We start from the raw sequence: 22724 nt of genomic DNA, 5'->3' as shown, positions 1-22724 counted from the left end.
CCCATGATCGATCCCGCTCTCGCCGACGCAGGTCTCGGCGACGCCGAAGACGACGACTTCGACGCCATCGAGTCCCCGGATTCGCTGCTCCCCGACCACCGCTACCTCGACCGCGAGATCAGCTGGCTCGCGTTCAACCAGCGCGTCCTGGAGCTCGCTGAGGATCCCTCCCTGCCGGAGCTGGAGCGGGCGAACTTCCTGGCGATCTTCGCGAGCAACCTCGACGAGTTCTTCATGGTGCGCGTCGCCGGGCTCAAGCGCCGCATCGTCACGGGGCTCGCCGTGCCGACGAACATCGGCCGCTCCCCCGTCGACGCCCTCGCCGACATCTCGCGCGAGGCGCACGCCCTGCAGCTGCGCCACGCCGACGCGTGGACCTCCCTCGTGCGGCCCGCTCTCGCGGACGCCGGCATCGAGATCACCGACTGGTCGGAGCTCACCGACGAGGAGCGCGCCAAGCTGTCGGAGTACTTCGGCGCCCAGGTGTTCCCGGTGCTGATGCCGCTGGCCGTCGACCCCGCGCATCCGTTCCCCTACATCTCGGGCCTGTCGCTGAACCTCGCGATCCGCATCCGGAACGCCCGCACCGGGCGCCAGGAGTTCGCGCGCCTGAAGGTCCCGCCCATGCTCCCCCGCTTCGTCGAGGTGCCGGGCGCCGGCGAGATCAAGCGCTTCCTCCGCCTCGAGGAGCTCATCGCGAACCATCTCGGCGATCTGTTCCCCGGCATGGAGGTGCTCGACCACCACGCGTTCCGCCTCACCCGCAACGAGGACGTGGAGATCGAGGAGGACGAGAGCGAGAACCTCATCCAGGCGCTCGAGGCCGAGCTGCTGCGCCGGCGCTTCGGTCCGCCGATCCGCCTCGAGATCACCGACGACATGGACGAGGTCACGATGGACCTCCTCGTGCGCGAGCTCGACATCACCGACCAGGAGGTCTACCGCCTCCCCGGCCCGCTCGACCTGCGCGGGCTCTTCGACCTGTCGCGCATCGACCGTCCGGACCTGCGCTACCCGCCGCACCTGCCCACCACGCCCGTGGCGTTCCAGCCGACCGGCAGCAACACCAGGGCCGACATCTTCAAGGCCATCCGCAAGTCGGACGTGCTCGTGCACCACCCGTACGAGTCGTTCACCACGAGCGTCGTGGCGTTCCTGCAGCAGGCCGCGCGCGATCCGCACGTGCTCGCCATCAAGCAGACGCTCTACCGCACCTCGGGCGACAGCCCGATCGTCGAGGCGCTGATCGACGCGGCCGAGGCCGGCAAGCAGGTCCTCGCTCTCGTCGAGGTCAAGGCGCGCTTCGACGAGGCGAACAACATCGTCTGGGCCCGCAAGCTCGAGAAGGCGGGCGTGCACGTCGTGTACGGCCTCGTCGGGCTCAAGACGCACTGCAAGCTCGCACTCGTGATCCGCGAGGAGGAGGGCGTGCTGCGCCACTACTCCCACATCGGCACGGGAAACTACAACCCCAAGACCAGCCGCATCTACGAGGACTTCGGCCTGTTCACCACCGACCCGCAGGTCGGCAAGGACCTCACCCGGCTGTTCAACGAGCTCAGCGGCTACGCGATCGAGAAGAAGTTCAAGCGCCTGCTGGTCGCCCCGCTGCACCTGCGCAAGGGCCTCGTGCGGCAGATCGACCACGAGCGCCGCAACGCGGAGGACGGCAAGCCGGCGAGCATCCGCATCAAGGTGAACTCGATGGTCGACGAGGAGGTCATCGACGCCCTGTACCGGGCGAGCGCGGCCGGTGTGAAGGTCGACGTGTGGGTGCGCGGGATCTGCAGCCTGCGCACCGATCTCGAGGGCATCAGCGAGAACATCACGGTGCGCAGCATCCTCGGCCGCTATCTGGAGCACTCGCGCATCTTCGCGTTCCACAACGACGGCGACCCGCAGGTGTACATCGGCAGCGCCGACATGATGCACCGCAACCTCGATCGTCGGGTCGAGGCGCTGGTGCGCGTCACCGAGCCGAACCACATGACGGAGCTGCTCGCGTTCTTCGATCTGGCGATGGACCCGGGCACGACGTCGTGGCACCTCGGCCCCGAGGGGGTCTGGACGCGCCACGCCGAGGATGCCGACGGCACGCCGCTCGTCGACCTGCAGGATAAGACCATGGGGTTGATCCAGCGGCGTCGCCGCGCACGGGCGGTTCGATGACCCGGGCGCAGCCGCAGGCCAAGGACGCGACGCGCTCGAAGTGGACCGACAAGGCCGTCTACGCGGCCGGGGCCGTCGTGTGGCGGCTCGTCGACGGCAAGCTGCGGGTCCTCCTGATCCATCGCACCAAGTACCGCGACATCACCCTGCCCAAGGGCAAGGTGGATCCCGGTGAGATGCTCGCCGAGACGGCCGTGCGCGAGGTGCACGAGGAGACCGGCATCCGGGTCTCTCTCGGCGTCCCGGTCGGCGTGAGCCGCTATCACCTGCCGTCGAACAAGCAGAAGGTCGTGCACTACTGGGCGGCCGAGGCGACGGACGACGCGATCCGCGAATCGACCTTCGTGCCGAACCGCGAGATCGCGGCCGTCGAGTGGGTGAGCGTGAGCAAGGCGCGGTCGCGGCTCAGCTACCCCGTGGACCTCGAGATCCTCGACTTCTTCGCCCGGCTCGTCGACGACGGCGTGCTGCGCACCTTCCCCGTCATCGCCCTGCGGCATGCGAAGGCGCTCTCCCGCGGCGACTGGGACGGCCCGGATGCCGAGCGGCCGCTCACCGACCGCGGCCTGCGCCAGGCCGAGTCGATCGTCGGACCGCTGCGCGCCTTCGGCGTCCGTCGCATCGTCACGAGCGACGCCGTGCGCTGCGTGCAGACCGTCAAGCCGCTCACGAAGGCCCTCGAGCGCAAGGCCGTCAAGACCGCCAAGATCAGTCAGGATGCCTGGGAGGACGGCCAGGACGACCTGCGGTCCGTGATCGGACGCCGCGTCCGATCGGGCAAGCCCGCGGTGGTCTGCAGCCACGGCCCCGTACTGCCCGGCATCCTCTCGGAGATCGCCCTCGCGACCGGCACGATCCAAGGGTCGTACGTGGGCTCCGCCGCCGATCTCGAGCCCGCCGCCTTCTCGGTCGTGCATCTGTCCGCGACCAACCCCGGCTCGGGGATCATCGCGATCGAGACGCACGTCCCGAAGGTCTGACCGCCCTCTCTCGCCTCGCGGAGGCCCGGAAAACCGCGGGTGCCGCCCCAGAGAGACGCGCGCCGTTCACCTTCCGTTCACCTGCGCGGGAGAGTCTCGTTAACCGCCGCACCTAGCGTCACTGTGTGCCCTGCACCGGGCCCCACCCATCCATGATCGAAGGATCCACAGTGAAGATCTCCCGAATCGCACGTATCGGCGCCATCGGCGCCGTCGCCGCTCTCGCTCTCGCCGGCTGTGCCGCGAACGAAGGCGGCAACACCGGCGGCTCGACCGAGCCGTCCGAGTCCACGCTCTCCGGCAGCCTCGACGCCACCGGCGCGTCCTCGCAGGAGGCCGCTCAGCAGTCCTGGGTCGCCGCGTTCCAGACGGCCAACCCCGACGTCACCATCAACTACACCGCCACCGGCTCCGGCACGGGCCGCGAGAACTTCATCGCGGGCTCGTCCAACTTCATCGGCTCCGACCGCGCGTTCAACGCCGACGAGCTCGCTGCGGGCGGCTTCGGCTCCTGCGCCTCCGACGAGATCGTCGAGATCCCCGTCTACATCTCCCCCGTCGCCGTCGCCTTCAACCTCGAGGGCATCGACGAGCTGAACCTCGACGGCGCCACTCTCGCGGGCATCTTCTCGGGCACCATCACCAAGTGGAACGACCCGGCCATCGCCGACCAGAACGAGGGCGTCGATCTCCCCGATCAGGGCATCGTGCCCGTGCACCGCGCCGACGCGTCGGGCACGCAGGAGACCTTCACCAAGTACCTCAGCGCCGTCGCTCCCGATGTGTGGACCTACGAGGCCAGCGACGAGTGGCCGCTCTCGACCGGCGAGGCCGGCGACGGCACCTCGGGCGTCGTCGACGCGATCACCAACGGCTCGGGCTACATCGGCTTCGCCGACGCCTCCCGCACCTCCGACCTCGGCCAGGTCGCCGTCCAGGTCAACGGCGAGTACGTCGCATACTCCGCCGAGGCGGCTGCCGCGCTCGTCGAGGCGTCGCCGCTCGAGGAGGGCCGCTCCGACAACGACCTCGCCTTCGACGTCGACCCGGCAGCCGCACCGGCCGGCTCGTACCCGATCGCGCTCGTCTCCTACCTCATCGGCTGCGTCGAGTACGACGACGCAGAGACGGCCGGCCTCGTGAAGGCGTACTTCGAGTACGTCGCCTCGGCCGAGGGCCAGGACGCGGCGGCCGAGGCCGCCGGCAGCGCCCCGATCTCGGACAGCCTGCGCGAGCAGATCACCACCGCGATCGACGCCATCGTCACGGAGTGACCGGGCGCTCAGCACACCGCTGAGCTCCGGCACCGACGCCCCCGGGTGTCGGTCGAAGGAACTCGACCGACACCCGGGGGCTCCCGCATGAAAACACCGAAAGTCCCTCAGAGCCTGGAGCCGCTCAGATGACCACCACCACAACGGGTCCCGAGACCACCCGTTCCCCCGGGTCGCGCACCTCTCTGCGTCGACGGGGCGACCTCGTCTTCTCCGGTACCGCGCTCGCGGCGGGGATCACGATCCTCGTGACACTCGCGGCAGTCGCCATCTTCCTCATCGTGCAGGCGATCCCCGCTCTGTCCGCCGACACCACGGGCAACCAGATCCTCGAGGGGCAGTCGTTCCTGTCGTGGGTCTGGCCGTTCGTCTTCGGAACCCTGTGGTCGAGCCTCATCGCGCTCGTCATCGCAGCGCCGGTCGCCATCGGCATTGCGCTGTTCATCTCGCACTACGCTCCCCGCAAGCTCGCCGGCGTGCTGGGCTACATCATCGACCTGCTGGCCGCCGTCCCCTCGGTCGTCTTCGGCCTCTGGGGCGCGCTCACCTTCGCCCCGATGCTCGTGCCCTTCTACAAGTGGCTGAACGAGAACCTCGGATGGATCCCGCTCTTCAGCGGCACCCCCTCCGGCACAGGAAAGACCATCCTCACCGCATCCCTCGTGCTCGCTGTGATGATCCTGCCGATCATGACGGCGATCTGCCGCGAGGTCTTCCTGCAGACCCCCAAGCTCCACGAGGAGGCCGCCCTCGCCCTCGGCGCCACGCGCTGGGAGATGGTCCGCATGGCCGTGCTCCCCTTCGCCCGCAGCGGCATGGTGTCGGGCGCGATGCTCGGCCTCGGCCGCGCACTCGGCGAGACGATGGCCGTGACCCTCGTGCTCTCGCCGCTCGGCATCATCACCTTCAACCTGATCAACCCGGAGAACCCGACGACGATCCCCGCGATCATCGCCCTGCGGTTCCCCGAGGCCCACGACGAGGGCGTCAACACCCTCGTCGCTGCGGGTCTGATCCTGTTCATCGTGACCTTCGCGGTCAACTTCATCGCCCGCTGGATCGTCTCGCGTCGCGCCGAGTTCTCGGGAGCCAACTGACATGACCGCCACGCTCACCCCCACCCCCGTGGCGCAGTCCACGCACACCACCTCGGCGGGCCACTTGCCGAAGTGGGCGCCGTGGGCCCTGCTGCTCGTCGCCTTCGTCGTCTCGGGAACGATCTTCGCCTTCGTCAACGCGGGCGGCGACCCGGCCGATTTCAACATCGCCATGACCCTGGTCGTCGGCCTGCTGTTCTACATGGCGCTGATCTTCGTGATCTCCACGGTCATCGAGAGCCGCCGTCACGCGGTCGACCGGCTGATGACAGCCCTCGTCTCCGGTGCCTTCGTCATCGCGCTCCTGCCGCTCATCTCGCTGCTGTACACGGTCGTCATCAACGGCCTGGCGCGCTTCGACGGCGAGTTCTTCAGCTTCTCGATGCGCAACATCGTCGGCGAGGGCGGCGGCGCGATCCACGCCGTGTGGGGCACGCTGCTCATCACCCTCGGGGCCACTCTCATCTCGGTGCCGATCGGTCTCATGACCTCGATCTACCTGGTCGAGTACGGCGAGGGTCGCAGACTCGCCCGCGGCATCACGTTCCTCGTCGACGTCATGACCGGCATCCCGTCGATCGTCGCCGGTCTGTTCATCTACTCGGTGTTCGCGCTCATCGTGGGTCCGGGTACGAGAATGGGCATCATGGGCTCCCTCGCCCTGTCTGTGCTGATGATCCCGGTCGTCGTGCGCGGCTCCGAGGAGCTCCTTCGCATCGTGCCGAACGAGCTCCGCGAGGCGGCCTATGCGCTGGGTGTCCCCAAGTGGCTGACGATCATCAAAGTCGTCCTGCCGACGGCCATCGCCGGCATCACGACCTCGATCATGCTCGCGATCTCGCGCGTGATCGGCGAGACCGCGCCGCTGCTGCTCACGGTCGGCATCGTGCAGGGCATGAACACGAACATGTTCAGCGGGCAGATGGCGACACTGCCCGTGTTCTCCTACATGCAGGCCAAGTACCCCGGCATCCCGGTCGACGCCTACCTCGAACGCGCGTGGGCCTCGGCTCTCACGCTGATCGTGATCGTCATGGTCCTGAACCTGCTCGCGCGCATCATCGCCAAGGTGTTCGCCCCCAAGACCGGCGGCCGCTGAGCGCGCCGCTCCCCGAACTGACTGACTGACTGACTGAACAAGAAGGATCTCCCGTGTCCAAGAGCATCGAAGTCAACGACCTCAACGTCTACTACAGCGACTTCCTCGCCGTCGAAGGCGTCAACATCGACATCAAGCCCAACACCGTCACCGCGTTCATCGGGCCGTCGGGCTGCGGCAAGTCGACCTTCCTCCGCACCCTCAACCGCATGCACGAGGTCATCCCCGGCGCCCGCGTCGAGGGCGAGGTGCTGATCGACGGCAAGAACCTCTACGGCTCCAGCGTCGACCCGGTGCTCGTGCGTCGTCAGGTCGGCATGGTGTTCCAGCGCCCGAACCCGTTCCCCACGATGTCCATCAAGGAGAACGTGCTCGCGGGCGTCAAGCTCAACAACACGCGCATGGCGAAGAGCGACCAGGACGCGCTCGTCGAGAAGTCGCTGCAGGGCGCGAACCTCTGGAACGAGGTCAAGGACCGCCTCGACAAGCCGGGCTCCGGCCTCTCGGGCGGCCAGCAGCAGCGTCTGTGCATCGCGCGTGCGATCGCCGTCTCCCCCGACGTCATCCTGATGGACGAGCCGTGCTCGGCCCTCGACCCGATCTCGACCTTCGCGATCGAGGAGCTCATCGCCGAGATCAAGAACGAGTACACGGTCGTGATCGTGACGCACAACATGCAGCAGGCGAGCCGCGTGTCCGACAAGACCGCGTTCTTCAACATCGCCGGCACCGGCAAGCCCGGCAAGCTCATCGAGTACGACGACACGTCGACGATCTTCACGACGCCGTCGGTGCAGGCGACCGAGGACTACGTCTCGGGCCGCTTCGGATAAGCATCCGCCGGTCTGGACTCCCGATCCCGGGCGTCGGCCTCGCCGGGCCAGTTCCACCGGGCACAGTCCACCGGGCACAGTCCACCGGGCACAGTTTCGGACCTCAGCACGGACACGCCGTGCGATCCTCGGATCGCACGGCGTGTCGTCGTCCTGGCCCGAAGCTGTGCCCGGTATGGGCCTCCGAGGCGGCGAAGGACTCGGTCTCCACATCCGAGGCCGACTGGGAGTACTGCACGATCGCCGGTGATCGTGTGCACGACGGATGCCGCGGGCGTACACACTGTGGCGATGTGCGTGGGTCCCGGGATCGAGGTCTGGACGTGGCGTGAGCTCCGTGAGCACGCGTCGCGCCGGGCGATCGAGGGACGGCTCCGTCGCGGCGAGCTCCGTCGAGTCAGGCGGGGGGTGTACGCGGCGTCCTCGGCTTGCGCGGGTGCCGTCGAGGCCGCCGCGCACGGCGGATCGCTCGGTTGCGAGACCGCTGCCCGACATCTCGGCATCTGGGTTCTGGACGACACCCTGACGCATGTGTGGCTCCGCCGGGACCGGCACCACCGAACGGCTCCGAGCCCGGACTGCGACTGCATCCGTCATTGGGATGCCGGACCGTCGACCTCGACCTTCGCGCTGCCGTCGGTCGCTCGGATCCTGCTGCAGATCTACAGATGCCGCGGCGCCGAGGCCTTCTTCGTCGCCCTCGAGTCCGCTCGACGGCGGGGGCTGCTGCCGCGACGCGCGCTGCGCTGGCTGAGCGGCGCACTGGATCGGGCGGGTCGGGACCTCGTCGCGTTCTCTCGTTCGGACGCGGACAGCGGGCTCGAGTCGCTGACCCGGTTGCGCCTTCGACGGTTCGGCTGGGATGTGCGTACACAGACGCAGGTGGTCGGAACAGGTCGGGTCGATCTCCTGATCGACGGGTGGCTGATCATCGAGACCGACGGCCGAGAGAACCACGAGAGCGCGGAGCATCGCCACCGCGACCTCGTCCGCGATGCGACATCGGCGTCATGGGGTCACGTCACGCTGCGGTTCGACTACGCGATGCTCCTTCACGACTGGGAGCTGGTGGAACGCGCGATCATCGGACTCATGGCGCTCCGGCCATGACGCTTTCACTGCGGTCGGGCGGTGTGCGCGCCGGCACAGATTCGGATCCGCACGCAGACACGCCGGGTGAAGGATGCCGGCCCACGGCGTGTCATCCTCGGCGTCCGAAGTTGTGCCCGCAGGGCGGGCGGGGAAGGGTCCTGCCCGTAGAGCGGGGCAGAGAAAGGACGGGTCAGTCGCGGGGCGACAGCAGGTACTGGTTCAGCTCGGCCGTGAACGCCGCGTCCACCGGCAGGGAGACGTCGTCTATCGCGGTGATCGGGGCGGCGAGGCGGACGCTCGACACCAGCCACGCGGCATCCGCCGTGGTGAGCGCGGATGCCGGAACCTGCTCGTACGCGACCTCGAAGCCCTGTGCGGTCAGGTGATCGAAGACGCTCAGCTGGGTCGTGCCGTGCAGGATGCCGCCGTTCGGCGCAGGAGTGACGAAGCGGTCGCCGGAGCGCAGGATGAGCGAGGCCGTCGGCGCCTCCAGCACGTAGCCGTCGCGGGAGAGGAAGATGGCGTCGTCCGCGCCGCGGCGGTGCGCCTCCCGGAGTGCCGCCATGTTGACGGCGTACGACAGGGTCTTCGCGCCGAGCAGCAGCCAGGGCGCGCGCTCCGCGATGTCGAGGTCGTATCCGCGATCGAGCGTCACGACGCGGACGCCCGCCTCCCGCACGGCGGAGAAGTCGGATGCCGGAGCCACGGTCACCCATGCGGTCGGCGTCGGGCCGTGCTCCACTCCCCTGCTCAGGATGAGCTTGATGACGTACTCCCCCTCGCCGCAGTCCGCCGCCGCCTGCTCGATCGCCTGACGCCACTGCTCCTGGTTCGGCACCGGGAGGTCGCAGAGCTTCGCGGAGTGCGCGAGCCGCTCGAGATGGGGGACGACCTCCTGCGCGTGCCGGTCCACCACTCCGATGGACTCGAAGACGCCGTCGCCCCGCTGCGTGCTGAGCTCGCCGACGCTCAGCGCCGGAGCCGCGGCGTCGACGCGCGTGAACGTGTCGGCGAAGTCGTCGCGGACGGCATCCGCCGTGGCCGGGTCGATCATGAGGGCGAAACGTCGGGTCATGCACAGAGCCTACGACGCCGGGAATAGCCACGGCCGCAGCGCGTTACACTGGAGTGGCCGGGCCGCATAACCCCGGGCTCCATTTTTCGCCGCTGCGAGCGGCCTTCCGCCGAGAGGCGTTCTTGCGGCCCGGTCTTTCTCTGTCCGGCGTCAGGCGAGCGCACCCGCGCGCCACAGTGCGGCGGATGCCGTCAGATCCTGCGCGTAGCTGCTGAGCCGCAGCGCCCTCGTGGTCAGCTCGCTGGCTCTGGCGGGCTCCGTCGGCTCGTAGTCGTCGGCCGTGTGCGTGGCGCCCGAGGACTGCACGCGGCAGAACGCCGCGGCGCGGTCGAGGGCCACGGCGAAGTCACCGCGGAACGCCCCCCGCAGGATCGTGTCGATGAGGACCACGAGCTCGTCGGGATTCGCGGGAATCGGTGCGCCGGCGATCACCGCGTCGGCCGAGGCGAGCTCGATGCGGCCGCGTTCGTACAGCAGGGCGGCCGTCTGCGGGTCCGCATGGATCGCGAGCTGCAGCAGGTACAGCCGCCACAGGGCGCCGGGGAGCGTCCTCGACGGAGCCTTGGACCAGAGCTCGGCGATCTCGTCGATGCCGTGCTCCGCCGTGAACGCGACGAGCCGCTCGGCGCTCACGCCGCTCTCGTCCGCGCGCACGCGGGTGAGCAGTGCGGATGCCGTCGCGTGCGCCACCCGGGTCTCCTCGACGGGATCGTGCGTGCCGACGATGTTGTCGAACGCGCTGGTGGGACGGCGCACAGGGCGCGGGAACTGCTCGGGCATCACTCCAGGGTACGCGGGATCATCGGCCCTCGGGACGCTGTCCCCGTGCCGCGACGCGCGTGCCGGCGCCGGTCAGGCGGTCGGGATGACGATGACCGGATCGGTCGTCGGCGCACCGGACGGAGAGCCGCCGGCCTGCTCGATCGTGACCGCGATGACATCGCCCTCGTGCATCTCGCCGGCGAGGACCGTGGTGGCATCGCCGTCCACGGCGTCGAACACACCCGCAGACACCGGGGTGTCGCCGCGGACGTACCAGAGCTCGTAGGTCTCGCCGTCGGCGAGGGCCGGGATGCCGTCGGTCACCAGGACCGACTTCCCGAGCGAGGCCGACCAGTGCGCGGTCGCGGCGCCTCCGTCGGCGAGTTCGATCGTCGCCTGCTGCGCGTCGTCCGCGGCCGTGATCTCATCGAGGGCCACGACGCTCGCCGGACGGTTGAGGTGCTCGTTGAGGGCGACGGTTCCGACGCCGACACCCACGAGGAGCGCGAGGCAGGCTGCGAGCGCGAACAGGATGCGCAGCGGATGCGCCGGGGCCTTGCGCGCCAGCCCGTCGGAGCTCGCCCTCGGGGTCTCCGGCGCGGGCGCGGATCCTGCATCCGTCGGCGCGGCTGACGAGGGATCGACGTCGATCGCGTCGCCGTCCTGCGGCGTCTGCGCGATACGGGCGAGGAGCGACGAACGGATGTCGATCGGGGGCGCCACGGGCATCGCGCCCTCGGCCAGCAGCGCAGCGGTCACGGCATCCGCATCCGCGATGCTCTGCCATTCCGGGTGCGCGACCAGCGCGGCGTGGTACCGCTGCTGCTCGTCGGGCGACAGCGCGTCGAGTGCCGCTCCTGCCGCGAGTTCTGCGAATTCCTGCTCGTTCATGCCGTCACCCCCAGTGCTGTCCGGAGACGGGTGAGCCCGTCTCGCATCCGTGTCTTGATCGTCCCCAGCGGTGCCCCCACGAGCACTGCCACCTCGTTCTGACTGTAACCGCCGTAATAGGCGAGGACGAGCGCTTCGCGCTGCGCCTCGGGAAGCCCCTCGAGGGCGCCTCTGACCTTCTCGCCCTCGATGCCCAGTTCCACCCGTTCCGCGACACTGTCGTGCGCGACCCCGATATCCCTGAACCCGGCCTTCACGTCCCGGTCCGCGCTGGACTGGGATGCTCGGACCCGGTCGACCGCACGGCGGTGAGCGATCGTCATCACCCAGGTTCTTCCCTGCCCCTTGTTCGGAGCGAACCTCGAAGCGGATTCCCAGATCTCGAGGAAGACCTCCTGGAGCACTTCCTCGCTCTGGGACCGGTTGACGAGCACCCGGAGGATGAGGCCGAAGACGCGGGAGGAGAGCATGTCGTACAGCTCGGCGAACGCGCGCTGGTCGCCGCCACCGATGCGGACGAGCAGGTCGGCGACAGCATCACGCGCCGTACCGTCCTCGGGTACGTCCATCCCATCGATGACCATCTCCACCAGCATGCCGTACCGTCACCCCTTTTCCGCGCAATCACGTCCCAGACACGATGAATCCCGCGCGCGTCCCCCGCGCGCACACCCGCCCGATCCTTCTCTCTGCGGAATGGTTCGTCGCGGTGGCCCGGTTCGGATTGGACGCGGGACGCGAGAACTTTTCTCGAGATTTCTCCCATCCGTTCCCAGAGGTGCTCCGAACACCTGTCAACGCCACGGAGAGGCCGTGGCACAGTTCTGAAGGAGCTCGAGATGTTCAGCACCAAGAAGAAGGTCACCGCAGCGATCACCCTCGGACTTGCGAGCGCATTCGTGCTCGCCGGTTGTTCCATGGGCGGCACCTCCACCGACGAGCCGTCGGAGTCGACGGCTCCGGAGACGTCCGAGGAGACCACGGCCCCCGAGACGATGGACCCGGCCGCGAACCTCGTCGGCCCCGGCTGCGCCGCATACGCAGAGGCCGTCCCGGACGGCGACGGCTCGGTCGCCGGCATGGCCCAGGACCCGGTCGCGGTCGCCGCCTCGAACAACCCGCTCCTCACCACCCTGGTGTCGGCGGTCAGCGGTCAGCTCAACCCCGACGTGAACCTGGTCGACACGCTCAACGGCGACGAGTTCACGGTCTTCGCCCCCGTGGACGAGGCCTTCGCGAAGATCGACCCCGCGACCATCGAGGCCCTGAAGACCGACAGCGCGACGCTGAGCTCGATCCTCACGTACCACGTCGTCCCCGGCCAGATCTCGCCCGATGAGATCGACGGCATGCACACGACGGTCCAGGGTGCGGACCTCGAGGTCACCGGCAGCGGCGACAGCATCATGGTCAACGACGCGAACGTCATCTGCGGCGGCGTCCAGACCGCCAACGCGACCGTGTACCTGATCGACTCGGTCCTGATGCCCCCGGCTGCGTAATCAGTCGGGACGCCGAGCTGGGACCTCGGCACACCCCGCTCATCCCTCAGGGGGAGGAAGGCGAGCGGGAGGAAGGGACCGCCGGCGAGGCACTTCGTCGGCGGTCCCTTCCGTGCGCCCTAGACTGGGAGCGCGGGCCTCTAGCTCAGTTGGCAGAGCATCGGACTTTTAATCCGCGGGTCGTGGGTTCGAGCCCCACGGGGCCCACCGCGTAGCATCGCCGGTCGGATCCGGCCACCCCCTTCACGGCATCCGTCCGCCGCGGAAGGGTCGAGGTGTCCCCATCAGGGACTCGACCCTCAACGAAAGGACGCATCATGGCGACTCTCACCGACAGCCGAGTGGCATTCCTGGCGACAGACGGATTCGAGGACAGCGAGCTGACCAGCCCGTGGGAGGCGGTGCAGGGCGAAGGCGCGAGCGCGACTCTGATCGCCCCGGACGGCGAGCAGATCAAGGGGAAGAACGGCCACGTCCAGCACGTCGACCTCACGTCGGCGGATGCCAAGGCCGACGAGTTCGACGCGCTCGTGCTGCCGGGCGGCGTCGTGAACGCCGATCACCTGCGCCTCGACAAGCCCTCGATCGAGCTCGCGCGCTCGTTCTTCGAGCAGCACAAGCCGGTCGCGGTCATCTGCCACGGCGCCTGGATCCTCATCGAGGCCGGGGTGGTCGACGGGCGCACGCTCACGAGCTACCCGAGTCTCGCGACCGATCTCCGCAACGCGGGGGCGAGCTGGGTCGACGAGGAGGTCGTGGTGGATCAGGGCCTGGTCTCCAGCCGCACCCCCGACGACCTCCCCGCCTTCAACGCGAAGCTCGTCGAGGAGATCTCCGAAGGACGTCACGCCGGCCAGACCGCGTGAGCTGATCCCGCGGATCCTACGGCGGTCCGGTGTCAGGCGCCTGTGCGCGCTCGATGACGCCGGACCGCCGCTCTGTTCGCGCACCGCACCGAGCAGAAGCGCTGACGTCCGTTGCGGGTGACGTCGACCACCACTCTCGTGCACGGCGACGCCGCGCACCGGCCGAGTCGGTCCATCCCTCGCGTCACGAGGTGCAGAGACGTGCCGACCGTGATGATGGCGCGCAGCACGAACGGGAGCGACTGCACATCGTCGCGATAGTGCAGATGCCAGCCTTCCCCGTCGTGGTTCGTGAGGCGCGGGTAGGCGGCGGCCTCCGCCATCTGCGCGTTGAGGAGCTGCGCCCGCTCGTCCGCGCCCGGGGCGTCGACGATGCGCAGCCAGTCCTCGACGACGCGCCGCACCTGCGCGTGGTCGTCGGCAGCGGGCGGGAAGACCATCGTCATCCCCTTCTCCAGCGTCCGCCGCTCGATGCCCTCGCGGTCGTCGGGGAAGTCGTCGGCGAGCGACGCCGCGAGCAGCACCGCGTATTCGCCGTAAGGGTTGAGATGCATAAGGCCATTACATCACGCTGGATGCATGACCTCGCCGCACACTCTTCCGATCCCTCAGCACGTCGCTCCGGCTCACGAGCACTCCTGGGTCGCCGAGTCGCGGCATCCGACCTCCGACGGCGTGATCGTCTACGTGCGCTGTGCGGCCTGCGGCACACGTCGCGTCGATCTGCAGGCGCGCACTGCGATGCCGCCCGCCGCCCTCAGCGCGGAGATCGTCGGCTGACCTCCGCAGTGCCGCGGGTACGGGCCGGAGGGATCGGCCCGGCGCCGCTCAGACCTCGACGATCTCTCCGTTGCGCGGGACCCAGGGCTCCCCGCCCGGGCGCAGGAAGACGAGAGGGATGCCCTGACCGTCGCGCGCCACGGAGTCCGATACCTGGACGTGCAGGTGCGGTTCGGTGCTGTTGCCGGAGTTGCCGCACTCCCCGACCGGATCGCCCGCGCGCACCTCGTCGCCCGCCCTCACCCGCACGCTGCCCGACCGCAGGTGCGCCAGCAGCACGAGAGAGCCTCGCGACCGGATGACGACATGGTTGCCGGCCACCGCCGCCGCTCCCTCGCGGACCCGCGACGCCTGGGTGAGCGCGTACCATACGGATGCCACGAGGCCGCGCCGCGCCCCGTGATCGGGCTCTCCGTCGTGAGCGATCACCACCTCGCCGGGGGCCGGGGCGAGGAGGGGCCGACCGAACCCGATGAACGTCTCCGGCCGTTCCGTCGCGAAACGGCCGGCGAGCGTGCGCGGAGCGCTGCGTCCCTCGGCATCCACCGGGACGAAGTCGATCGCGTGCGCGGTGCCGAAGAGCGCAGTGCCGTGACTGGGCACGCGCGACGCCGGACTGTTCTGCACGAGCCACCGGCCGGTGAACGGCAGCTCGAGCGCGAACGGACCCTGCGTCATGCGGTGAGGTCGATGAGCGCGCGCACGGTGCGCAGATTGCGAGCGGTGCCGGCCACACCGAGGACTCGGTCCAGAACGGCCTTCGTGAGTCTCGTCGACTGGACACCGCCCTCGCCGTAGTCGATCCACAGATCGTCTCCGATCAGAGCGATCCGCTCGTCCGGACTCAGCCTCGGAGTGAGCCCGTCGATCGCCCCGGAGGCCGCCGGCGCCTCGAGGAACATGGCGTGGAGCATCTTCTCGGACGCATCGGGGAACGGCAGCGCCTCGAGCGCCGCGCGGAGCTCCTCATGCCGGCGGATGATCACCGGGGTGTCCACATCGAACTCCGCGGCGATCAGGGAGCGCACGCGGGTGCACGCCGCCGCAGGGTCAGCGGGGTGCGCGCAGATGATGTTGCCGCTCGCGATATAGGTCGAGACCTCCCCCACCTCCGGTTCGAGGATCTCGCGGAGTCGCGCCATCGGCACGCGGCTGCGACCGCCGACGTTCACGGCCCTCAGGAGCATCACGCTCCGCGTCATGCGGCGTCGCCCTCGACCAGCTCGGCGCCGGCATGCGCGAGCTCCGCGAGGGCCGCTGCGCTCGGCTGCGGCGCGACGCCCGCGACCAGGTCGGTGAGGACGCGTACCCGGACGCCGTGAGCGATCGCATCGAGTGCGGAGGCCCGCACGCAGTGGTCGGTCGCGATGCCGACGACGTCGGCGCTGACGATCCCCGCCGCGGAGAGCAGAGCCCCCACGGTCTCGCCCGACTCCGCGACGCCCTCGAACATCGAGTACGCCGGTGCACCCTGCCCTTTGCGCACGTGATGGGTCACGGCATCCGTCGCCAGCAGAGGGTCGTAGTCGGCACCCGGTGTCCCGGCGACGCAGTGCACTGGCCAGGAGTCGACGTAGTCGGGCTCGTCGGCGAAGTGACCTCCGTTGTCGCCCTCCGGATCGTGCCAGTCGCGGGACGCGATGATGAGCTCGTAGTCGGCGGCGTGCGCGGCGAGATGCGCCGAGATGGCGGATGCCACGGCATCCCCTCCGGAGACGGCGAGCGCACCGCCCTCCGTGAAGTCGTTCTGGACGTCGACGATCAGAAGCGCTCTGCTCATGAGTCGAGGGTACGCCCGCGGAGACCGGCTCCGGGAACCAGAAGGCCCCGTGATGTTCTTCGCATCACGGGGCCTGGTGGAGCCGCTTGTCAGAATCGAACTGACGACCTTTTCATTACGAGTGAAATGCTCTGCCGACTGAGCTAAAGCGGCGCGATCATCGATATTACCCGAGCAGGGCCGTCATCGCGAATCGAGCGTCGACACGCCGAGGGGTGCCGGGCGGCTACTCGCACCGCAGCCCGTCCTCGGGCACCGTGCCGTCGAGGAAGAACGCCTCGACGGCCCCGTCGACGCACGAGTTGCCCTTGTTGTAGCCCGTGTGCCCCTCGCCGACACGCGTGATGAGGACGCCCTCCTCGAGCTGCGCGGCGAGCGACTCCGACCACTCGTAGGGGGTGGCAGGGTCGTTGGTCGTACCCACGACGACGATGGGGCCGGCGCCCTCCGCGGTGATCTCGCCGCGGGTGCCGGTGGGCGGGTAGGGCCATACCGCGCAGGAGTCGGGGCCCGACCAGTACGGCGCGATCGTCGGCGCGCCCTCGGCGATCTTCGCGTCGGTGGCGGCCTCCGCGGCCGGGTCGTCCTCGACGGGGTAGTCCATGCAGTTGTACGCACGGAACGCCTCGCTCGAGTTGTCGATGTAGGCGCCGTTCTCGCGACCGTTGTAGAAGTCGGCGAGGAGGAAAGCGGTGGACGGGTCGCCCTGGAGCGTCTCGTCGAAGGCCTGCGTCAGGTAAGGCCAGCTGTCCGCGGAGTACAGCGCGGCGATGATCGCGGTCATCAGGGAGTCCGCGCCGAGCATGCGACCGTCGCCGTTCTCCAGCGGGACCGCGTCGACGCTCGCGAGCAGAGCTCCGAGGTCGGCCATCGCCTCGTCGACGGAACCCGCGAACGGGCACTCCCCCGAGTCCAGGCAGTCCTGCATATAGGCGCGCAGGGCGGATTCGAAGCCGAGCGCCTGGGTGGCGCCGACGTCGAGACCCGAGACAGCGGGATCGATGGCGCCGTCGAGCACGAGCCGTCCGGCCTTCTCGGGGTAGAGGGAGGCGTAGGTGGCTCCGAGGAAGGTGCCGTAGGAGTAGCCGAGGTAGTTGAGCTGCGTGTCGCCCAGCACTGCGCGGATGAGATCCATGTCGCGCGCCGCGTTCACGGTCGTGATGAACGGCAGGATGCCGTCGCTGTTCGCCTCGCACGCGTCCGCGAATCGCTGGTGGCCCTCGAGCAGCTCGGCCTCCCACGCGGGCGTGCCGCGCTCTGCGGTCGGGATCGAGTAGAGGTAGTCGTCCATTCCCGCGGCGTCGAAGCACGCCACCGCGCTGGACTGACCCACGCCCCGCGGGTCGAAGCCGATCACGTCGTAGTTGTCGATGAGCTCCGCGCCGACGGCGAAGTCGAGACTGTCGCGGATGAGCTCGACACCGCTCGCCCCGGGGCCGCCGGGGTTCGTCAGCAGCGAGCCCTTCGCCGTCCCGGTCGCCTGGTGCCGCACGACCGACAGCGTGATCTCGCCGTCTCCGGGGTTCTCCCAGTCGAGGGGCGCCGTCACGTCGGTGCAGTCGAAGCCGGTACCGCACTCGCTCCATGCGAGCGTCTGCCCGTAGTACGGCAGCAGCTCCTCGGCGACGCCCTCGGTGTCGGGGGCGTGCGTGACGGACGGCTTCGGCTCGGCGCCCTCCGGGATCATCGCGTAGAGGCATCCGGACAGCACGACGGATGCCGCGGCGAGCCCGGCGATCACGGCGACGGCACGGCGGATGCGGGAAGTCGATCGGTTGTTCACGGTGTCCTCCCGCTCGTGACTGTCACGAGCAAGCTCTCCAGGGCGAGCAGCGGAGCGACGTTGCGCTCCAGCGACTGACGCGTCTCGGCAAGGTGGTCGAGTACGACAAGCGTACGGGTCTCGGGCCAGGCGGCCGCGAGGGCGGCGAGCTCGTCGCGGAGCTCGCGGTTGATCAGAGCGTCGTCCCTGCCGAACTGCAGCATGACGACGTCGCGGAACAGGGACTGCAGGTCGGTCAGGACACGATCGATGCCGTCGCGCAGGCTGCGGGTCGCCCGCTTCTTCTGATCGTCCTCGAGCGCCGAGATCTGCGTGCGGAGGGCGGGTGGGACCGCCTGCCCTTCGGCGATGCCCACGGTGCGCAGGAGCGTGGCGCGTTCGGCCGCGTCGCGCTCGGCCGTCAGCGCCTTCGCGTCGTCGGTCGCGGCCTGGATGATCCGACCGGCCACCTCGACGGCGTCGTTGACTCCCCGGACTCCGAGGACCGACCGCAGCGTCTCATCCCGCCGACGGCGAGCGGCGTCGTCGGTGGCGAGTCGCTGGGCCATGCCGATGTGCCGCTGCGCGTGTCGGGCGGCCTGCTCGGCGACGTCCTCGTCGACGCCCGTCCGGAGCGTGATGAGCCGTGCGACGTCCGCGACGTCCGGCTCGCGCAGCCGCAGAGAGCGCACCCGTGAGCGGATGGTGGGCAGCAGGTCTGCCTCGCTCGGAGCGCACAGGATCCACACGGTCTGCTCCGGCGGCTCCTCGAGCGCCTTCAGGAGCACGTTCGAGGTGCGCTCGACCATGCGATCGGCGTCCTCGACGACGATCACCCGGTAGCGCCCGGCGGAGGGCGCGAAGTACGACCGCTCGACGAGCGAGCGCGCCTCGGCGATCGTGATGATGACCTTGTCGGTGCGGAGGGCCGTCACATCCGGATGCGTGCCGACGAGGACCTGTCGCATCGTCGCCTCGTCATCGGGATGATCGGCGATCAGTGCCGCGGCGAAGGCGTACGCGAGAGTCGACCGGCCGGACCCGGGAGGACCGGTGATGAGCCACGCGTGCGACAGCGCGGCAGGATCGGACGCGGCGGTGCGCAGTGTCTCGACCGCGGCATCCTGCCCCCAGACATCGGCCCACGGAAAAGGGGCGGCGACGGTCTGGGGCATGCACTCAGCCTAATCGGGAGCACCGACGTCCGCGGCGACCCCGATCCGAGGTGAGGATCGGGACCCGCCCGCTCAGCCGAGCAGCGCGGTGACGCGCTCTCTGATCTGCGCGGCGATGACGTCGGGCGCCGCGGCGGCGTCGAGGACGAGGAAGCGCTCGGGCTCCGCGGCGGCGAGGCCGAGATAGCCGTCGCGGACCCGCGCGTGGAAGTCGTTCTTCTCGGCCTCGAGACGGTCGAACGGCTTGTCGGCGGAGTCGAGCCGCACGCGCGCGGCCTCGGGCGACAGGTCGAGGAGCACCGTGAGATCGGGGAGCGCGCCCTCGGCGGCCCACAGGGAGAGGTCGCGGATCTCGTCGCCGTCGAGCACTCGGCCCGCCCCCTGATAGGCGACGGACGAGTCGAGGTAGCGGTCCTGCAGCACGACCTCACCGCGCTCCAGCGCCGGCCGCACGACCGTCGAGACGTGATGAGCACGGTCGGCGGCGTAGAGCAGCGCCTCGGCGCGAGGAGCGATGTCCCCTCGGTGATGCAGAACGATGTCGCGGATCAGCTGCCCGACCTCGGATCCACCCGGCTCGCGGGTGCGGACCACGGTGCGGCCCGCACCCTCGAGCCACTCCGCGAGCAGGTTCGACTGGGTCGTCTTCCCCGAGCCGTCGCCGCCCTCGAGTGTGATCCAGACTCCGCCCCCGGAGTTCACGGACGAGCCTCCATCCGCGCGGCTCACTCGGAGAGGCGCTTCGCCGCGTTGGCGGCCCGGGTCGCGGCCGCCTTCTTGGCCGCCGCCGAGCGGGCTGCCGCCTTCTCGGCATCCGTCGCCGGCTTCTTGGCTGCCGGCTTCTTGGCAGCCGGCTTCTTGGCCGGTGCCTTCTTCGCCGGCGCCTTCTTGGCCGGCGCCTTCTTCGCCGCACCGCGCTTGGGTGCCGGGCCCTTGGCGCGCTTGTCGGCGAGCATCTGCACCGCGATCTCGAACGTGATGTCCTCGACCTTCTGGCCGCGCGGGATCGTGACGTTCGTCTCGCCGTCGGTGACGTACGCTCCGAACCGGCCGTCGCGGATGCGGATCGGCTTGTTGCTGACCGGGTCGGCGTCGAACTCCGCGAGTGCGCTCGAGGCGCGACGGGATCCCGCTCCGTACTTCGGCGCCTTGTAGATCTCCAGCGCCTGCTCGAGCGTGACGTCGAAGATCTGCGACTCGCTCTCCAAGGATCGGGAGTCCGTGCCCTTCTTGAGGTACGGGCCGAAGCGTCCGTTCTGAGCAGTGATCTCCTCGCCGCTCTCGGGGTCCTGCCCCACGACGCGCGGAAGGCTCAGCAGCTGCAGGGCGGTGTCGAGGTCGATCGTGTCGACCGACATGGAGCGGAACAGCGATCCGGTGCGCGGCTTGGGCGCCGCCTCCTTCTTCGCTCCGCGCTTGGGCTTCGGAGCCTCGACGACCTCACCGGTGGCCTCGTCGACCGCTGCGTCCTCGGACACGGGGTCGTTCTCCTGCACGTACGGCCCGAACCGGCCGTCCTTCACCACGATGACCTTGCCGTTCTCGGGGTTCGTCCCGAGCACGCGGTCGCCGGCGACGGGGGCGTCGATGAGCTCCTGCGCCTTCGCGGCAGTCAGCTCGTCGGGAGCGAGGTCCTCGGGGACGTTCACGATCCGCGGCTTCTCGTCGGGTGCGTCGGGGTTCGCCACCTCGAGGTACGGACCGTACTTGCCGAAGCGGAGGGTGGCGGTGTCGGTGATCGGCGTGGAGTTCAGCGCACGGGCGTCGATCTCACCGAGATTGTCGACGACCTGCCGGAGTCCGACCTGCGAATCCGAGCCGTAGTAGAAGGAGCGCAGCCATTCGACGCGCTTCTGCTCTCCACGGGCGATGGCGTCGAGATCGTCCTCCAGGGCGGCGGTGAAGTCGTAGTCGATGAGATCTGCGAAATGCTCCTCGAGCAGTCGCACGACGCTGAAGGCGAGCCACGTCGGCACGAGCGCCTGACCGCGCTTGGTGGCATAGCCGCGGTCGATCACGGTGCCGATGATGCTCGCGAACGTCGAGGGACGGCCGATGCCGTGCTCCTCGAGCGCCTTGACCAGCGATGCCTCGGTGTAGCGGGGCTTGGGAGTGGTGCGGTGGCCCTTGGCCTCGGCGTCCGACATCCGCAGCTCGTCGCCGATCGCGACGACGGGAAGCGACTGGTTCTCGTCGGCGTCCTTGTCGTTGCGCTTCTCGTCGCGTCCCTCCTCGTAGGCCTCGAGGAAGCCCTTGAAGGTGTAGACGGTGCCCGATGCGGTGAACTCCGCCTTCTGCCCCGCGGCGTCGACGTCGATCGTCACCGTCGTCGTCTCATACTTCGCATCGGCCATCTGGCTCGCGACCGTGCGCTTCCAGATGAGGTCGTAGAGACGGTGCTCTTCACGATCGAGCTCGCCGGACACGGACTTCGGCGTGCGGAAGTTCTCACCCGAGGGACGGATCGCCTCGTGCGCCTCCTGCGCGTTCTTGCTCTTCGACTTGTACACCCGCGGCTTGAGCGGCACGGCGCTGTCGCCGTAGAGCGCGACGGCCTGGCTCCGGGCAGCCTGCACCGCCTGGGTGCTGAGCGCCACGGAGTCGGTGCGCATATAGGTGATGTACCCCTTCTCGTAGAGGCGCTGGGCGACGCTCATCGCCTGCTTCGCGCTCATCGAGAGCTTGCGCCCGGCCTCCTGCTGCATCGTGGAGGTCGTGAAGGGTGCGTAGGGGCTGCGGGTTCCCGGCTTGGCCTCGACCTTGGTGACGGTGCCGGAGCCGGCGGCGTCGACGGCCTGGGCGAGGGCGGCCGCCTTCTTCTCGTCGAGGATGACGACGGCCTTCTTGAGCTTTCCGGTGTCGTCGAAGTCCGTGCCGCGGGCCAGCTGACCCCCGTCGACGCGGACGAGTCGAACGCGGAAGCCGGACGAGGACGACGCGAGAGCCTCGACGTCCCAGTACTCGGCCGACACGAACGCCATGCGCTCACGCTCGCGCTCCACGATCATGCGGGTGGCGGCGGACTGCACGCGCCCGGCGGACAGGCCCGTCTTGACCTTGTACCAGAGCACCGGCGAGACGTCCCAGCCGTACAGCCGGTCGAGGATGCGTCGGGTCTCCTGCGCGTCGACGAGGTCGGTGTCGAGCTCGCGGGTGTTGCCGATCGCGGCCTGGATCGCGTCCTTGGTGATCTCGTGGAAGACCATGCGCTTGACCGGGACCTTGGGTTTCAGGGTCTCGAGCAGATGCCACGCGATGGCCTCGCCCTCGCGGTCCTCATCAGTGGCGAGCAGGAGCTCGTCGGCGGTCTTGAGCGCGCGCTTCAGCTCGGCGACCGTCTTCGTCTTGCGATCCGAGACGACGTAGTAGGGGTCGAAGTCGTTGTCGACGTCGATGGAGTACTTGCCGTAGGCCTGCTTGTCGGAGGCCGGGATGTCCTTCTTGTCCGCCAGATCGCGGATGTGGCCGACGGAGCTGAGCACCTCGTAGCCGTCGCCGAGGTAGCCCTGAATCGACCGCATCTTCGTCGGGGACTCGACGATGACGAGCTTCTTGCCTTCAGCCAAGGGTTCGTCCTTTCTTCGAAG

The 22724-nt window shown here is 69.2% G+C and carries 22 protein-coding genes and 2 tRNA genes; 11 read left to right on the top strand and 13 right to left on the bottom strand.

Going from position 1 to position 22724, the window contains the following annotated elements:
• The first annotated feature begins 3 nt into the window (after positions 1 to 3).
• The 7 genes from A4X16_RS13530 to A4X16_RS13500 all read left to right on the top strand — a co-directional run bounded on the left by A4X16_RS13530 (position 4) and on the right by A4X16_RS13500 (position 8562).
• Complete coding sequence (locus tag A4X16_RS13530) at positions 4 to 2169, top strand: RNA degradosome polyphosphate kinase (RefSeq protein ID WP_067121361.1); 2166 nt, start codon at positions 4 to 6, stop codon at positions 2167 to 2169.
• Positions 2166 to 3149: an NUDIX hydrolase gene (locus tag A4X16_RS13525; protein WP_067121359.1), complete on the top strand. Its 984-nt coding sequence runs from the start codon at positions 2166 to 2168 to the stop codon at positions 3147 to 3149. The genes A4X16_RS13530 and A4X16_RS13525 overlap by 4 nt, the downstream gene beginning before the upstream one ends.
• Positions 3150 to 3319: 170 nt before the next feature.
• The gene (gene pstS, locus A4X16_RS13520) at positions 3320 to 4423 is read left to right on the top strand and encodes a phosphate ABC transporter substrate-binding protein PstS (RefSeq protein ID WP_067121357.1); all 1104 of its coding nucleotides are present in this window, start codon (positions 3320 to 3322) and stop codon (positions 4421 to 4423) included.
• A 128-nt stretch (positions 4424 to 4551) separates the two neighbouring features.
• A complete protein-coding gene (gene pstC / locus A4X16_RS13515; protein ID WP_067121355.1) occupies positions 4552 to 5520 on the top strand; it encodes a phosphate ABC transporter permease subunit PstC in 969 nt (322 codons plus the stop codon).
• A gap of 1 nt (position 5521) precedes the next feature.
• A complete protein-coding gene (gene pstA, locus A4X16_RS13510; RefSeq protein ID WP_067121353.1) occupies positions 5522 to 6619 on the top strand; it encodes a phosphate ABC transporter permease PstA in 1098 nt (365 codons plus the stop codon).
• Positions 6620 to 6672: 53 nt separating this feature from the next.
• Positions 6673 to 7452 (top strand): phosphate ABC transporter ATP-binding protein PstB, encoded by a 780-nt coding sequence (gene pstB / locus A4X16_RS13505; protein ID WP_067121351.1) that lies wholly within the window; start codon positions 6673 to 6675, stop codon positions 7450 to 7452.
• A 291-nt stretch (positions 7453 to 7743) separates the two neighbouring features.
• Complete coding sequence (locus A4X16_RS13500; RefSeq protein ID WP_067121457.1) at positions 7744 to 8562, top strand: endonuclease domain-containing protein; 819 nt, start codon at positions 7744 to 7746, stop codon at positions 8560 to 8562.
• A 172-nt stretch (positions 8563 to 8734) separates the two neighbouring features.
• On the opposite strand, the gene A4X16_RS13495 is transcribed toward A4X16_RS13500, so the two are convergent.
• The 4 genes from A4X16_RS13495 to sigK form a co-directional block, all read right to left on the bottom strand.
• The gene (locus A4X16_RS13495; protein ID WP_067121349.1) at positions 8735 to 9619 is read right to left on the bottom strand and encodes an aminodeoxychorismate lyase; all 885 of its coding nucleotides are present in this window, start codon (positions 9617 to 9619) and stop codon (positions 8735 to 8737) included.
• A gap of 150 nt (positions 9620 to 9769) precedes the next feature.
• Positions 9770 to 10399 carry a DNA-directed RNA polymerase subunit beta gene (locus tag A4X16_RS13490; RefSeq protein ID WP_067121347.1) on the bottom strand — a complete coding sequence of 210 codons (630 nt, stop codon included), beginning with the start codon at positions 10397 to 10399 and terminating at the stop codon, positions 9770 to 9772.
• Between the two features lie 72 nt (positions 10400 to 10471).
• Positions 10472 to 11272, bottom strand: a complete 801-nt coding sequence (locus tag A4X16_RS13485; RefSeq protein WP_067121345.1) for an anti-sigma factor — start codon at positions 11270 to 11272, stop codon at positions 10472 to 10474.
• On the bottom strand, positions 11269 to 11868 hold the full coding sequence (gene sigK, locus A4X16_RS13480) for an ECF RNA polymerase sigma factor SigK (protein WP_197491839.1): 600 nt from the start codon (positions 11866 to 11868) through the stop codon (positions 11269 to 11271). Before sigK ends, A4X16_RS13485 begins: the two co-directional genes overlap by 4 nt.
• 243 nt (positions 11869 to 12111) lie before the next feature.
• On the opposite strand from sigK, the gene A4X16_RS13475 reads away from it, so the two are divergent.
• The 3 genes from A4X16_RS13475 (at position 12112) to A4X16_RS13465 (ending at position 13640) form a co-directional block, all read left to right on the top strand.
• Entirely contained in the window at positions 12112 to 12774 is a 663-nt protein-coding gene (locus A4X16_RS13475; RefSeq protein WP_067121343.1) for a fasciclin domain-containing protein, read from the top strand.
• Positions 12775 to 12908: 134 nt separating this feature from the next.
• Positions 12909 to 12981, top strand: a tRNA-Lys gene (locus A4X16_RS13470).
• A 110-nt stretch (positions 12982 to 13091) separates the two neighbouring features.
• On the top strand, positions 13092 to 13640 hold the full coding sequence (locus A4X16_RS13465; protein ID WP_067121341.1) for a type 1 glutamine amidotransferase domain-containing protein: 549 nt from the start codon (positions 13092 to 13094) through the stop codon (positions 13638 to 13640).
• A 32-nt stretch (positions 13641 to 13672) separates the two neighbouring features.
• Here the strand turns inward: A4X16_RS13465 and A4X16_RS13460 are convergent, their stop codons facing one another.
• On the bottom strand, positions 13673 to 14194 hold the full coding sequence (locus A4X16_RS13460) for a CGNR zinc finger domain-containing protein (protein WP_067121339.1): 522 nt from the start codon (positions 14192 to 14194) through the stop codon (positions 13673 to 13675).
• 25 nt (positions 14195 to 14219) lie between these two features.
• Here A4X16_RS13460 and A4X16_RS13455 point away from each other — a divergent pair, with 25 nt between their 5' ends.
• Positions 14220 to 14420 (top strand): hypothetical protein, encoded by a 201-nt coding sequence (locus A4X16_RS13455; RefSeq protein ID WP_067121337.1) that lies wholly within the window; start codon positions 14220 to 14222, stop codon positions 14418 to 14420.
• A 48-nt stretch (positions 14421 to 14468) separates the two neighbouring features.
• Here the strand turns inward: A4X16_RS13455 and A4X16_RS13450 are convergent, their stop codons facing one another.
• The 8 genes from A4X16_RS13450 to topA all read right to left on the bottom strand — a co-directional run bounded on the left by A4X16_RS13450 (position 14469) and on the right by topA (position 22703).
• Entirely contained in the window at positions 14469 to 15098 is a 630-nt protein-coding gene (locus A4X16_RS13450; RefSeq protein ID WP_067121335.1) for a M23 family metallopeptidase, read from the bottom strand.
• Entirely contained in the window at positions 15095 to 15622 is a 528-nt protein-coding gene (locus A4X16_RS13445) for a DUF1697 domain-containing protein (protein ID WP_067121334.1), read from the bottom strand. The genes A4X16_RS13450 and A4X16_RS13445 overlap by 4 nt, the downstream gene beginning before the upstream one ends.
• On the bottom strand, positions 15619 to 16200 hold the full coding sequence (locus tag A4X16_RS13440; RefSeq protein WP_067121331.1) for an isochorismatase family protein: 582 nt from the start codon (positions 16198 to 16200) through the stop codon (positions 15619 to 15621). Before A4X16_RS13440 ends, A4X16_RS13445 begins: the two co-directional genes overlap by 4 nt.
• A gap of 77 nt (positions 16201 to 16277) precedes the next feature.
• A tRNA-Thr gene (locus tag A4X16_RS13435) sits at positions 16278 to 16353 on the bottom strand.
• 73 nt (positions 16354 to 16426) lie between these two features.
• Positions 16427 to 17983 carry an alpha/beta hydrolase gene (locus A4X16_RS13430; RefSeq protein WP_067121329.1) on the bottom strand — a complete coding sequence of 519 codons (1557 nt, stop codon included), beginning with the start codon at positions 17981 to 17983 and terminating at the stop codon, positions 16427 to 16429.
• On the bottom strand, positions 17980 to 19137 hold the full coding sequence (locus A4X16_RS13425; protein WP_067121327.1) for a DNA polymerase III subunit delta': 1158 nt from the start codon (positions 19135 to 19137) through the stop codon (positions 17980 to 17982). Before A4X16_RS13425 ends, A4X16_RS13430 begins: the two co-directional genes overlap by 4 nt.
• Before the next feature lie 72 nt (positions 19138 to 19209).
• Positions 19210 to 19839, bottom strand: coding sequence for a dTMP kinase (gene tmk / locus A4X16_RS13420; RefSeq protein WP_067121325.1), 630 nt, complete (start codon positions 19837 to 19839; stop codon positions 19210 to 19212).
• A gap of 23 nt (positions 19840 to 19862) precedes the next feature.
• Positions 19863 to 22703, bottom strand: a complete 2841-nt coding sequence (topA, locus tag A4X16_RS13415) for a type I DNA topoisomerase (RefSeq protein ID WP_067121323.1) — start codon at positions 22701 to 22703, stop codon at positions 19863 to 19865.
• Positions 22704 to 22724: the final 21 nt, after the last annotated feature.

The organism is Microbacterium sp. H83 (genome assembly GCF_001650405.1).
Classification (GTDB): domain Bacteria; phylum Actinomycetota; class Actinomycetes; order Actinomycetales; family Microbacteriaceae; genus Microbacterium.
Note: the sequence above shows the minus strand (reverse complement) of the source record. Positions and strands in the feature narration are given on the sequence as shown.